A 13,316-nucleotide genomic window follows, 5' to 3' on the forward strand; every position below is an offset into this window, starting at 1 on the left:
AGGAAAATCCATGACCTCCATCGACTTTCGCTATCTCTCCGAACCCGACATGATCGCCGCAGGCGTCACCGACATGGCGGCGTGCGTCGACGCCATGCAGGAAACCTTCGTGCTGCTGCATTCCGGCGACTACCGCATGGCGGGCACCAACAGCGACTCCCACGGCGCAATGGTCACCTTCCCGGACGAGTCCCCGTTCGAGACCATGCCCAAGAACACGGCGGATCGTCGTTTCATGGCGATGCCCGCCTACCTCGGTGGCAGCTTCGGCACGAGCGGTATGAAGTGGTACGGCTCCAACATCGCCAACCGCGAGAAGGGCCTTCCAAGGTCCATTCTGATGTTCATGCTCAACGACACAGATACAGGTGCTCCGCTGGCATTGATGTCGGCAAACCTGTTGTCGGCGTATCGAACCGGAGCTGTCCCGGGCGTCGGCGCGCGATTCCTGGCACGCGAGGACGCACAGGTCGTCGGCATCGTCGGCCCCGGCGTCATGGCCCGGACCTCGCTGGCCGCATTCATGGCGACCTGCCCCAAGATCGACACCGTCAAGGTGAAGGGCCGCAGCCGCGGCAGCCTCGACAACTTCGCCGGTTGGGTTGCGCGGGAGTACCCGCAATTGACCGTCATCGAGGTCGACGACGTCGAGGATGCCGTGCGCGACAGCGACATCGTCACCTACTGCACCTCGGGCGAGATCGGCGATCCGTCGACTTATCCCCTCGTCCGCCGCGACTGGCTGAAACCGGGGGCGTTCTTGAGCATGCCCGCCAGCTGCGAGATCGACGAGGGCCTCAAGGCATCCGACGTTCGTAAGGTCGTCGACAACATCGGCCTCTACGACGCCTGGTTCGACGAGACCGAATACCCTTCGCACAACTCGATTCCCATCATCGGCTGCAAGTTCATGGACATGATCCACGACGGCTCGATGCCGCGTTCAGAACTCGTCGATCTCGGCGCGGTTGCAGCGGGCGCCGTCGAGGGACGACGCAACGACGACGAGATCGTGATCCTGTCGGTTGGCGGCATGCCCGTCGAGGACGTCGCGTGGGGAACTGTGATCTACCGCAACGCCGTCGAACGCGGTATCGGTACTCCGCTGAACCTGTGGGAAAGCCCGGCGCTGTCATGAGTGAGAACGCTCGGCACCGTGAGGTGATCGTCGTCGGCCTCGGCTCGATCGGCTCGATGACGCTGTGGCAGTTGGCAAAACAGGGTGTCGATGTGCTCGGTATCGAGCAGTTTGGGCACGTGCACACCGAGGGAGCGTATGCCGGAGAATCACGTCTGTTCCGCGTCGCGGCCAAGGAAGGCGAGCTCTTCACGCCCGCACTCCTTCGCTCGCGCGAGCTGTGGAAAGAACTCGGCGCAGCATACGGCACCGATGTCCTCCTCGAAGCTGGGGCGTTGAGCCTCGCGCCCGCGGACCATCCCGACCTGAAGCCGACGCTGGCGTCGATCGAGCACTTCGATCTTCCCCATGAAATCCTCGACGCCGCGCAACTGCGTAAGCGCTATCCCCAGTTCCACATCGAGGACGACGACATCGGCGTGCTCGACCTCCTCGGTGGTGCCATGCGCCCGGAGATGGCTGTGGCAGCGGCAACGGATCAGGCTCTCGCGCACGGGGCGTCGGCGATCTACGAGACAGAGGTGCTTGACGTCGTCGATTCCGGCAACGGCGTGGTCGTCCATACGAGCCGAGGGCCGTTCACCGCCGACCGCGTCGTGGTGACCGCAGGCCCGTGGACGGCACGCCTACTGCCTGATCTCTCCGATGTGGTGCAGACCAAGACGTTCGCACTGACGTGGCTGATGCCGCGTCACGTCGAGAGGTTCACCGCCGACAGGTTCCCCGGATTCATGCGCGACATCGACGACGTGCACGCGTTCGGCGTGCCGACGCTCGACGGGTACAGCATCAAGATCTGCCCGCACATCGATCTCGACGCCTTCGACGACTGGGCCGACCGGCCGACAGCACTGGACCGCGGACAGCTCCGTTGGATCGGGGAGCAGGCTCAGCGCATGATCCCCGATCTGATACCCGACGTCGTCCGATGGTCACTGCATTCGGACTCGTGGACGCCGACCAAGATGCCGATCATCGACACGGCGTCCGACGGCGTGATCGTCGCGACCGGGTTCAGCGGCAACGGTTTCAAGTTCGCACCGGTGTGGGGTGAATGTCTCGCCGCGCTCGCAACGAACGGACAGAACCCGTTCGCCGATGAGGCGTTCACGGTCTCCGCTCACCGGGCGGTCGCACTGGCGTGAAAGTGCCGATGCGGTCGCGAGACCTCAGTGGTCGAAGACGATCAGGCCACTGAGGTCTCGCAGCTCGGCCGATGCCCGCAAGGCGTCGTTGATGCCGTCGAGCCGATACCGCGAGGTGATGATGGGCTCCGGGTCGAGCAGACCTCCTTCGAGCAAGGACACATAGCGCGCTAGGTCGCGTCGCATCCGCACATTGCCGTTCTGCGACGAGAGGATCGCGCGCCCCTGCACCGCGATGGACACCTGGGGGTAGGTCACCGTCGTACCGAGCTGTTTGACCCCGTTGAGTACGACCGTGCCCGCTCTCCTGGTCACGGCGACCGCGAGTTCCTGGGACCCCGCGGGCCCTGCAGCCTCGATGGCGTGGTCACTTCCCCTGCCGTCAGTGGCATCACGCACCAGCTCGATCGCATCCTCCGTGGCCGGATCGATCGCATGCGTGGCTCCCAGCTTCAATGCCATCGCCGTGCGTTCGGCAACAGGGTCGATCGCGAAGATCTGCGCAGCCCCTGCGAGTCTCGCCGCCTGTACGACCCACAGTCCCAGATGCCCGCAGCCGATGACCGCGACGCTCTCGCCGGGCTGGACCCGCGCGACATTGACCACCGAGCCCACGCCGGTCATGATCCCGCAGCCCATCAGGGAGAGCACGTCGGACCCGAGATCTGACTCGACGGCGAACACCTGGTTGGCGGACACACTCATCAGCTCGGCGTACCCGCCGACGTTTCCCGACGCCCGGACCTTCTGCCCCGCACCGGATATCGCGACGACCGGGTAGCCGTCGGTACGGTCGAAGAGCTCTGAACACTGGTCGGGGCGTCCGATCGAGCAGTAGTAGCAGCGCCCGCATTCCGGTGTCCCAGGCACGACGACGCGCTGCCCGACGGTTACATGTCCGACGTCGCTGCCCACCTCCACCACTTCTCCGATGGATGCGTGACCGAGGATGACCGGCGGCACCTTGCCGAACTTGCCCGCCCAGTTCGTGCAATCTGTCGAACAGAAGGGGGTGGCGTGGGTGCGTACCAACACCCGGTCAGGCTCCGGCGCCAGGTAGTCGAGGTCCTCCACGACGAAGGGGGAGGCCAGCGTCTGCAGAACGGCCGCCTTCATCGCGCACCCCCTTCACCACGAGTTCCTACCTCGTCGCCGATGGCTGGCGCTCCCACCCGAGCAGCAGCGAGCAGCGACAGTAGTGCGCCTCGGGTCACCGGCATCGGGTTCGACGGCGGGGCCACCTCGAGGATGCGATCGACCACCAGCTCTGCACCATCGTCGGGAAAGCCGATGTCCGACAGACGATTCGGGGCACCGACGACGGAATAGAGCTCGTTCAGTGCCGCGACCGCTGTCACCTCACCTTGCTCGGATGCCGAGGCACCCAGCGCAGTCGCGAGCCGTGCCGCGAGTTCTGGCACCGCCGGAGCGTTGAACGCCAGGACGTGCGGGAGAACCACCGCGTGCGTCTGCGCGTGCGGGAGATCGAAGGCACCGCCGAGTACATGGCAGATCTTGTGGTGCAGTCCTGAACCGGCGCTGGCGAACGCGACTCCAGCGAGATAAGAGCCGTACAGCGACTCTTCGAGGCTTTCCGTGTCGCCGCTGTTCGCCGCGATTCCGCGCAGCGCCGACGAGAGCGCGCTCGCGGCCTCGAGCGACAGTGCCCGGTTGATGGGATCCGCTCGGGGCGCCCACAGCGAATCCACGCAATGTGCCAGAGCGTTGAGCCCGGACGCCATGGCGAGTTCAGTCGGCAACCCACGTACCAGCTCCGCGTCGTAGATCACCGCGGCAGGCAGCACACGGTCGTCGACACCGGTCGTCTTCACGCCGTTCTCGGTCATCCCCCACACGTTGGTGGCTTCCGACCCCGCGTAGGTGGTCGGAACCGAGATGATGGCCAGTCCGGTATGCAGTGCAACAGCTTTGGCCAGTCCGGTGATCGATCCGCCACCGATACAGACCACTCCATCCGCACCACTGTCCCGCGCAGCGGTGGTGGCTCGCTCCACGAGTTCCACCGGAACATGCTGGGCGATGTCGCTCCACCACACCGAGGGCTTCGTGTCGGCGGTTCCCGCGTCCGCCAGGGGACGGTCGCGGTCGGACACGATCACCATCGGCCGCGAGATTCCCTGCTCGGAGAGTTCCGATCGCAGATGCTCGGCGGCGCACCCCGTAGCGAAACGCACCCGCTGGCCGAGCGTCGTATGTGTGAATTCCATGAAACCCTAACTGTGATCAGGTGACTCGTATGCAGGGACGACGTTCAGTTCGTCGCGGCGACCGGTTCTCGGGCCGGCAGGTGTGCCCGGCGCGACGAGAGGTTGTCGCGTCGCGCCGATGCGGTGCAACCCACTGCGTCGAGTGCCCGGGTCACGAGGGTCGGCGCGAGGATCTGCGTCAGTCGCGACGTCGACGGCACGTAGACGGTCACCGTATCGGTCGACGACGCGGTAGCGAAAGCTGTCGACAGGCCGGTGAGCAGCCCCGCGACGCCCTCTACCTGGCGGACCTCTACGACGACTTCGGACTCTTGGCGCAACTGCGCCGGCGCGACAACGTGGCACGGCGTCGGGAGACCGACACAGTCGAGCTGATAGATGCTGACGGTGTCGTTTGCCTCGACGAGAACCGCAGCCTCGGGTGAACGTCCATCCCGATGAGCCGACGCCATGCGAATGTCGTTGTGTGTCAAGACAACCAGTGAATGTTCCGCCGCGAAGTCCAACAGCTCGCGCCGGCTCGGCAGCGAGGTGATGCCCTCACCGACCATCGCGCCGTACATCGCCACCGGATTCTTGCCGGTGGCGCGCACGAGTTCGACAACGAACTCGGGCACTGACGCATCCGCGCTGAGCACGCCTGTCGGCGCTGCGGCGACGGGGATGACGTGACCCGGACGTGTCAGATCAGCCGGAACCGTCGCCTCATCGGCGAGTACGTGCGCGGTCCGAGCACGATCGGTCGCCGAGATCCCGGTGCCGATGCCGGTCGCTGCATCCACTGCTATCCGATAGTCGAATCGACTGCGATCCGGTGCGTCCGACTCCCACGCCGGCGGCAGTCCGAGCTTGCGACACCGTTCGGATTCCATTGCGACGCAGAGGTACCCGGAGCTGTGACGCACCAGGAACGACACCGCACCGACCCGCGCCTGCTCTGCGCAGATCACCAGGTGGCCCGCGGCCTCATCACCGTCGTCGTCGACGAGCAGTACCGGCTTGCCCGACAGCAGCTCTTCGCGCGCATGGTGGATGCGGTTGATGCACGACGTGGAACGCACGAAGGATTTCCGGAGCTTGGTGGCGTCGTAGTGCTCGACAAAGCCGTCGTTGCTGGTGAGAGTGGTCATGATCGTCTCCTTCTGGCACGAGTGTGGTTGATCAGCTCACGCGCGAATGCTCGCCGAGTGTGTGCCATGTGCGGTCGTGGTAGACGAGCGGCACCGACGGATCGGCATCGTTGTCGATGTGGGTTTCGAGTACTTCGACGGTCAGGACCGTCGCAGTGCCCGCGATGACACGATCGATGACCTTGCCGCGCATCCATCGTGCGGCCGGTTGCAGCAGCGGTTCTCCGCTGGGCAGTCGCGTCCAGGTGGAGCGGTCGGCGAACCGGTCGATTCCACTCGTGGCGAAGGTGAGTGCATGGTGCATCTGGTCGGCCGTCATCATGTGCACCACGACGGTCTCCGCTGCGGCGATCGTCGGCGCCGCGGACGAGGCGTTCGACAGGGAGAAGACGATCATGGGCGGGGTGGCGGACACCGACGACACCGATGTCGCGGTCAGCCCCGCGGGCCCATTCCCTGCGTCTGCGGTGATGACCGCGACCCCCGCGGGGTGGTCGCGGAAGATGGCCCGGTAGCTGTCGGCGTCGACCCGGGGTGCCGCGTCGGCGCTTATCGGATTCGTGGTTGTCATCGCTGCTCCTCCGTGCTCGGAAACCGAGACCCTTACGTCTTCCGATTCCCCAGATGTCTTGTGGATTGCTTTCACGGTATGGCGTGATGCACGTCACCCACATCGGAGAAATGTGCACATCCGTGTCGATAACGTGAAGCAGGATGCTGCGGCGAAGAGGTCAGTTCACGATCATGGGCGTCAACTCCGTGCGCCGCCCAGCGGCATCGAGCGCCCCGTTCACGTCGCCGAGCCGGTAACGATTACCCAGCATCGCGGCCGCATCGAGCTGCCCGGTCTCCAGCCAACGTGTGTACAAGGGAATGTCGCGGGTGAACGAGGTACGTCCGGACTGCGCGCTGCGCACGTCCCGACCACGCAGTGCGAGGTCGAACAGCGGGAGAGTCACTGTCGCGGAGATGCTTTCGAGGGAGGTGAGCACCACCACCCCCGCCAGGGACGTCGCCCTGAATGCGTCGACGACAGCGTCGGAGGTCCCGCCGGCGTCGAAGCCGTAGTCGACTCCGATGCCCGCGGTCAGATCCTTGATGCACCCGACGACGTCGACCGCGCCGGAGTCGATGACGTCCGTCGCGCCCAGCCGGAGTGCGCTGCTGCGACGCGACTCATCCGGATCGGCTGCGATGATGCGGTCTGCCCCGGCCAGGCGCGCGCCCTGCACCATCCACAGCCCCACCTGGCCACAGCCGATGATCGCCACTGAACTGCCGGGGCGCACCTGCGCCACGTTGAGCACCGCTCCGACGCCGGAACAGATCCCGCAACCGATCATCGAGAGCCATTCGGCCGGGAGACCGCTGCGCACCGCGAACACCCCGATCTCACGCACGACGACCACGTCCGCGTAACTGCCGACGTTTCCATATGCGGTGACGGGTACACCGTCGGTCGTCGAGCCGATCACCGCCGGTGTCGCGAACAGCTCGACGCACTGATCCATTCGCCCGCGCGCACACCACCGACACCGACCGCATTCGGGCGTGGCGGGAACGAGCACACGATCACCGGCGCGGACCCTGGTGACGTCGGTGCCCACGTCGATCACCTCACCCACCGCAGCGTGACCGAGGACCGTCGGCAGGATTCCGCGAGCGGCGATGCCCAGCGACCCGTGCACGCCGAGCCAGTCGGTGATGCAGAACGGTGTCGCTTCGACACGCACGACGACGTCGGTCGGGGCCGGTGATCGGAAGTCGATTTCCATGTACTCCAGCGGCGCATCCTCTGCGACCATCACTGCTGCATGTGCACGCATGCGGAACCTTTCCTCTGGTATCGGACGATATGACAATCAGCGTTGCCGAGAACCTGCACGGAAGTAGTGGCGGTCAGTACCCACTGCGGTTTCGTAGACTTGTCGTACAGGTGGGTGAAGCGGGTAGGGAGAGCGAGTGGCTGCGAGTAGAGAAGTGTCGCCGAGCAGGACGCTTGCCGAGAGTTGGACGCCCGGCCCCGTCGGCCGGGTGGCCGCTCCGCTACGCGAACAGGTCATCGACGCGCTGCGAGCGGCCATTCTCGACTTCACACTCGCTCCCGGGCAACGTCTTATCGAACGAGAACTCATCGAACAACTCGGCGTCTCCCGTACGACGGTGCGTGAAGCACTGCGCGAGTTGACCTCCGAGGGGCTGATCACCGTCGTGCCGCAGAAGGGCGCCATCGTCAGTTCCCCTTCGGTGGAGGAAGCACAGGAACTGTACGAGGCGCGTCGTCGTCTTGAAGGACTTCTGGTCCGACGGTTCGTCGAGCGTGCCGCAAAGTCGCAGATCATCGCGCTGGCCGCAGCCGCGGAGGCGTTCGCCGAAGCGACGGAATCCGGCGAGCCACTACGCATTCTCGACGCCGTGGACGACTATCACGCCGTGATCGTGGCAGGCGCGCGCAGCCCGGTTCTCGAATCCCTGGTCGGGAATCTGCAGAGCCGACTACGCGTGCTGCGAGCTCAGGGTATGCCCGCCGACCATTCGATCTCGATCGACAAACTCCGCGGTGTTGTCGACGCAGCACGAGACGGCGATGCCGACCGCGCCGAGGAACTCTACGACGACCACCTGCGAGCCGCCGCAGACAACGCGGTGCGAAGCCTGCGGCGACTCACGGTCTAGCTCGTCAGAAGACCAGCGGTTCTCCGAAGTGGAAGTGCGACAACGAATTGAACGTCACATCCCACTGTGCGGCGATGTGCGTCTTGTACATCGCGACGTCACGGTAGTACTTCTCCATCGACGAGCCCTTTTTGGCCGACGTGCTTCCCGCAGTGGAGAACGCGAGATCCACGGCATCGTTGGCGATCCGAGCCGCGGTCTGCACGATTCCACGTAGACGTGCATCCTGCTCCGGAGTGAACTCCTCGCCCGTATCCACCCATTTCCGACCGAGGGCCTCGTGCTGCCGCACCGCGGAGATCAGCAGGTTCTCGGCCGAATCGATCTGTGCCAGCAGACTTCCGAACCACCGGTGGTACTCGGGGGTCTGGATGCGCGGGGTTCGTGGCGGGAAGCTGGCCGGGCGCGCCTCCATCAATTCCTCGAACTGGTCGATGGCCGCCCATGCCGCGCCGACCTGCGTCGCCACCAGTTCTGCGTTGAAGTAGGTGAGCGTACGACCGAGATACATCGGATTCTTGTGCAGCCGGTACCCGGGTGTGCCATCGGTGCCGAGCACGTGATCGCGGAAATCGTAGGCGACACTGAGGTGGTCGGGAACCAGAACATCTTCGGCGGTAATCGAATTCGAACTCGAGGCGCGCATGCCGATGGTCTGGTCGCCGCCCCAGTCGTCGAGGATGGTGTAGGAGGACCGGGGGATGATGAAGATCCGTTGCTCACCTGCCTCGCCGTCGGCTCCCTCTGTCCGTGCGAGCACCATCGCATGAGTGCTCCATGCGGAACCGGAGCAGTAGTCCCACCGTCCACTGAGTCGATAGCCGCCCGATACCTTGACGGCCTTGCCCGACGGCACCGTTCGACCGGGAGCGATGAACGTCCCCGCGAACAGTTCCTCCTGCGCCTGCTCGCCGAAGAAGCATGCCACGTGGTAGGCGTGACCCGCGCCGAGGATGAAGCTCCACCCCACCCCAGGGTCTGCACGCGAGATCTCGATGCCGAGGCGCATGAAGTCGTCGAGACCCATCTCGAAGCCACCGTAGCGGCGCGGAACCAGGGCCCGATAGAACCCCGCGTCGAGGAACTCTTCGTGGATCTCGGCACTGTAGCCGCCGAGGTCCTCGTGCTGTGCCTGCATCTTCCGTAGCCGCGGACGTAGGTCTGCCGCACGGGCGATCAGGGTGTCGACAACCGATCGGTTGTCGACGGCGCTCGGTGGCGCGAACAAGCTGCCGGTCATCGTCGCTGTCCTTCCGTGTGTGTGTTCCCCGTGTGGGTCTTTCTCAGTTCGTTCGTCGCCTGTTCGTCGACGACGAGGCCCTCGGGATCGTTCTCGGGATCGCCGATCACTACAACGCCGTAGTCTCGCGCTGCCCCGTCCACCGACACGTACTGATCACGGACGTCGATGAGTACCTTTTCCGGATCACGGGTGAACGGATCTCCCCAACCGCCGCCGGCGTTGGTGACATAACGGATTACCGAATTGGCCCGAGAGACGTTGCGATCAGCGGAGAACGGGTACACGAAATCACCGTCATCGGACGGCAGGTGCGTCTCGGGATCGACAACTCCCGCCCACGGCGTCGCGTCACGGTACGACGCATCGTCGGCGTCAGGCGCCGACAGCGAACCGTCGGACTGCGGCTCGAACATCCAGATCCCGCCTCGGGCACCGTCTTTGCCGCCCTGTGCGCCGAATCCCGCTGCGTTCTTGTACCGCAGCGATGTCAGGGAGTGTCCGGCGTCGAGCTTCCACACCGTATCCCGGAGCACCGCGGCACCCCCGCGAAAATGACCGGGCCCGGCGGAATCGATCTTCATCTCATGACGCAGCACAACGGCAGGCGCGTTCTTCTCGATCGCCTCGATGGGAGGTGCGACGCCATTGGCCTGATAGCTCATGCACTGGCTGTCGGCATCGCCGAACTGGTTGGCGCCGTAAGGACCGACCTCGCCACCACACTGCAGCGCCGAGACCCACTGCGTTCCGTCCGGTAGTTCACCGAACGCGGTATGCAGGTCGGCACTGCCACGATCGCCGCCGATCGCGGCGTCGCCCACCGCATCGGCGAGCGCACGCAGCATGGCGGTCAGGATGATCTGATTCTGTTCCCAGTACATGAAGACACAACCGTCGGGCGGAAGCGCCGACAGCATGGTGCCTTCCGGAAGCACGATGTCGACATTGCGGTAGAGGCCTGAGTTGAACCGCCCGTGCGGGAGGAAGAGATACTTCAGGGCGATGCCCACCGATGTCTTCGTGTCCCACGCGGTGGCGTTGACCGAGCTACGCGCCTGCCGTGACGTCCCGGAGAAGTCCACCTCGATGCGCGCGCCCCGCTTGCGGATCGCGACCTCGAGCGAATAGTGCTCGGTGTCATCGACTCCGTCGCAGTCGATCTGCTCGCTTCCCGTCCAGTCGCCGTCGGCGAGCACCGACAACGCGGTTGCCATGGATTCGGCACCGAGGTCGCAGACGTAGCGCATGGTGCCGTGCACCGCCGCCAGTCCATATCGCTCGACCGACTCGAGCAACAGTTGCTCGCCGAGTTCGAGGCTGGAGCAGATCGTCAGCATGTCCGGGTAGAGGATGTCGGCCATCCGGACGTTGTCGAAGATCAGATTCCAGGTCTCGGGGACCTTCTCGCCCTTGTGCACCAGAAGGCGCGGCGAGATCACCAGCCCGTTCTCGTAGACGTTTCGTTTCGTGGCACTGAAGCCGCCCGGCACCACACCACCCATATCCAGTTGGTGCGCATTGAGATTGACGAAGCCGATGATCCTGCCGTCGACGAAGACCGGCCGGATGAACGTCAGGTCGTTGTTGTGGTTGCCCGTGCGGTAGGGGTCGTTGGAGATGAGCACGTCGCCTTCGGCGAGGTTCTCCGGGCCGAACTCCTCGACTGTGTTGGCGACTCCGTCCAACGCTGTGCCCGCCATCAGCACGATGCCATTGCTTGCCGCGGGCACAAGGTAATCGAGGTCTGTCGGTCCGCTGATGGTGCACGCGAGATCGTAGAAGTCGCGGAGCACCGGCGAGAATGCACCGGTCAGCAGGCGAGCACTCATGTGTTCGACGAGGTAGTCGAAACGGTTGCTCAGAACGGTGGCGGTGTACCGATCGCACCCGTAGAGGTGAGTGAACATCTCTGCGTCGAGATCACGTATCTGCGACGACTCCACGGGGGCCGTCTGTTCGACGAGTGTCATTTCGTCTTCCTTTCGATGATGAGCTCGCCGCACCGCCCGACGAGGGCCGTCTGCTCGGGCAGGACGATGGTGGTGGACAGGTCTTCGCGGATCACCGCGGGCCCCTCGACGGTCGCCCCAACGGCGAGCTCTGCGCGCTGGTACTCGCCCGCGGTGACCGGGGTGTCGGTGAGGTAATCGAGGGTGATCAACCTGTCGGGCGACGCGGTGAATGGTGCCCGGTTCTCGGCGGGGATGTAGTCCACCTTCTCCGAGGGGACGATCAACTCCACCCGATAGGTGACCCCCTCCACCGGGATCTGCTCGAAGCGATGCCCGTTGCGATCCTCGTAGGCGCGGTGGAATGCCGCGATCATGTCGCCCACCGTGTCATGCGTGATCGTGTCACCGGTGATCTCGATGAAGGGGGTTTCCCAACTCTGGCCGAGCAGGCGTCCGTCGAAGCTGCGCCTGACCCTGAGGTCTGCGCCAGCAGCGCCGACGCGTTCACGCAGGGTGCGCTCCATCTCGTCGAAGACCTCGGCGACCTGGTCGGCATTGTCCGGACTCAACACCATGTATGCGCTACGTGATTCGTAGAAGACCTGATCCGTCGAGAGCAGGCCGAGCGCGGAGAAGAGTCCCGGGTACGGCGGAATGATTGCGTTCTTCAGAGGCAACAGGTCCAGCACCGCCGGCAGGAGCATCGGTCCCGCAGCTCCGTAGGACATGAGCGCGAAGTCACGGATGTCGACTCCGTGCCGGACGGCGACGTTGAGCACCTCTTCGGCGATGTTCGACACCGCCAGCCAGTACGCCGAGGCGACCCGTTCGGAGAACTCGATGGGAGTGTCGAGTGCTTCGAACGCTGCGCGCGATGCCTCCTTGTCGAGGAACATCTCACCTGCGGCGAACGCCTCGCCGTCGAGGATGCCCATCAACAGACAGGCGTCGGTCACCGCAGGCTGAGTGCCCCCGCGTCCGTAGCAGGCCGGTCCCGGCTCCGCGCCTGCCGACCCCGGACCGACCTGGATGCCGCCCGACGGGGCAATCCCGACCAGACTGCCGCCGCCTGCGCCGACGCTGTAGACCTCGGTCGAGAGCGCATTGATCACGAGATCGTGCTCGAGCTCAAAGGTGTTCTCGATGAACGGCTTTCCGTCGACGATCAACGACACATCGGTCGATGTCCCGCCGACATCGGCGCAGAGGAGGTTGTTCTCGCCGATGGCCGCACCGAGTCGGACACTGGAGATGGTGCCTGCCGCCGGCCCGGCGAACAGGATACGGAACGGGCGATTGAGCGCCTCCTGCCACGGCAGAAGTGTTGCGGCACAGTCGGCGAAGTTCAATTCGCCGTCGAAACCGAGTTCCCGTAGCTCGCGATCGATGTGGGCCGAGTAGTCGGTGAAGATGAGCTTCATGAAGACGTCGATGACCGTGGTCGACGCGCGCGTGTATTCCTTTGCCAGAGGCGATGTCTCGGAGGAGATGGACACCACCATGTCGTCGCCGAGAACCTCGTGCACGAGTTCTCGGAGCCGGATCTCGTGCGCCGGGTTGATGTAGCTGTTGATGGTGCAGATGGCGATGCCTTCGACGCCGCACTTACCGAGCACCTCGAGCTGATGGCGCGCGCTGTCCTCATCGAGTTCGATGAGGACGCTTCCGTCGGCGGTCACACGCTCGACGACGCCGCGCCTCAGGTATCTCGGCACCAGCGGCCGGTTGGCATCGCCGAACGACCGACGCCATGCGGGATCGGTCTGCGCGTCGAGCGGGCGGTGCACGTTTCCTCGGTCGAGGA

11 protein-coding genes are annotated in these 13,316 nt (G+C 64.8%); 3 read left to right on the top strand and 8 right to left on the bottom strand.

All coding sequences use genetic code 11. From position 1 onward, the window contains the following. Positions 1 to 10: 10 nt before the first annotated feature. A complete protein-coding gene (locus A5777_RS21780) occupies positions 11 to 1,138 on the top strand; it encodes a tyramine oxidase subunit B (RefSeq protein ID WP_064864525.1) in 1,128 nt (375 codons plus the stop codon). Continuing rightward, positions 1,135 to 2,283 (top strand): N-methyl-L-tryptophan oxidase, encoded by a 1,149-nt coding sequence (gene solA / locus A5777_RS21785; RefSeq protein WP_064864552.1) that lies wholly within the window; start codon positions 1,135 to 1,137, stop codon positions 2,281 to 2,283. The genes A5777_RS21780 and solA overlap by 4 nt, the downstream gene beginning before the upstream one ends. 24 nt (positions 2,284 to 2,307) lie before the next feature. Here solA and A5777_RS21790 read toward each other — a convergent pair whose 3' ends face one another. From A5777_RS21790 to A5777_RS21810, 5 genes are all read right to left on the bottom strand, one after another. Further along, positions 2,308 to 3,399: a zinc-binding dehydrogenase gene (locus A5777_RS21790; protein WP_064864527.1), complete on the bottom strand. Its 1,092-nt coding sequence runs from the start codon at positions 3,397 to 3,399 to the stop codon at positions 2,308 to 2,310. Next, complete coding sequence (locus A5777_RS21795) at positions 3,396 to 4,511, bottom strand: maleylacetate reductase (protein WP_064864529.1); 1,116 nt, start codon at positions 4,509 to 4,511, stop codon at positions 3,396 to 3,398. Before A5777_RS21795 ends, A5777_RS21790 begins: the two co-directional genes overlap by 4 nt. Before the next feature lie 44 nt (positions 4,512 to 4,555). Further along, entirely contained in the window at positions 4,556 to 5,641 is a 1,086-nt protein-coding gene (locus A5777_RS21800; protein ID WP_064864531.1) for a 3,4-dihydroxy-2-butanone-4-phosphate synthase, read from the bottom strand. Between the two features lie 31 nt (positions 5,642 to 5,672). Next, the gene (locus A5777_RS21805) at positions 5,673 to 6,212 is read right to left on the bottom strand and encodes a flavin reductase family protein (protein WP_064864533.1); all 540 of its coding nucleotides are present in this window, start codon (positions 6,210 to 6,212) and stop codon (positions 5,673 to 5,675) included. Positions 6,213 to 6,372: 160 nt separating this feature from the next. Then, entirely contained in the window at positions 6,373 to 7,467 is a 1,095-nt protein-coding gene (locus A5777_RS21810; protein WP_064864535.1) for a zinc-binding dehydrogenase, read from the bottom strand. A gap of 136 nt (positions 7,468 to 7,603) precedes the next feature. Here A5777_RS21810 and A5777_RS21815 point away from each other — a divergent pair, with 136 nt between their 5' ends. Next, entirely contained in the window at positions 7,604 to 8,317 is a 714-nt protein-coding gene (locus A5777_RS21815; protein WP_082933795.1) for a GntR family transcriptional regulator, read from the top strand. 4 nt (positions 8,318 to 8,321) lie between these two features. On the opposite strand, the gene A5777_RS21820 is transcribed toward A5777_RS21815, so the two are convergent. From A5777_RS21820 to A5777_RS21830, 3 genes are all read right to left on the bottom strand, one after another. Beyond that, positions 8,322 to 9,557 carry an acyl-CoA dehydrogenase family protein gene (locus tag A5777_RS21820; RefSeq protein ID WP_156529456.1) on the bottom strand — a complete coding sequence of 412 codons (1,236 nt, stop codon included), beginning with the start codon at positions 9,555 to 9,557 and terminating at the stop codon, positions 8,322 to 8,324. After that, positions 9,554 to 11,530: a hydantoinase B/oxoprolinase family protein gene (locus A5777_RS21825; protein WP_064864539.1), complete on the bottom strand. Its 1,977-nt coding sequence runs from the start codon at positions 11,528 to 11,530 to the stop codon at positions 9,554 to 9,556. Before A5777_RS21825 ends, A5777_RS21820 begins: the two co-directional genes overlap by 4 nt. Beyond that, the coding region (locus A5777_RS21830; RefSeq protein WP_231895162.1) for a hydantoinase/oxoprolinase family protein at positions 11,527 to 13,316 on the bottom strand (1,790 nt) is incomplete at its 5' end. The genes A5777_RS21825 and A5777_RS21830, both read right to left, overlap by 4 nt.

It is taken from the genome of Gordonia sp. 852002-10350_SCH5691597 (assembly GCF_001665715.1).
Lineage (GTDB): Bacteria > Actinomycetota > Actinomycetes > Mycobacteriales > Mycobacteriaceae > Gordonia > Gordonia sputi.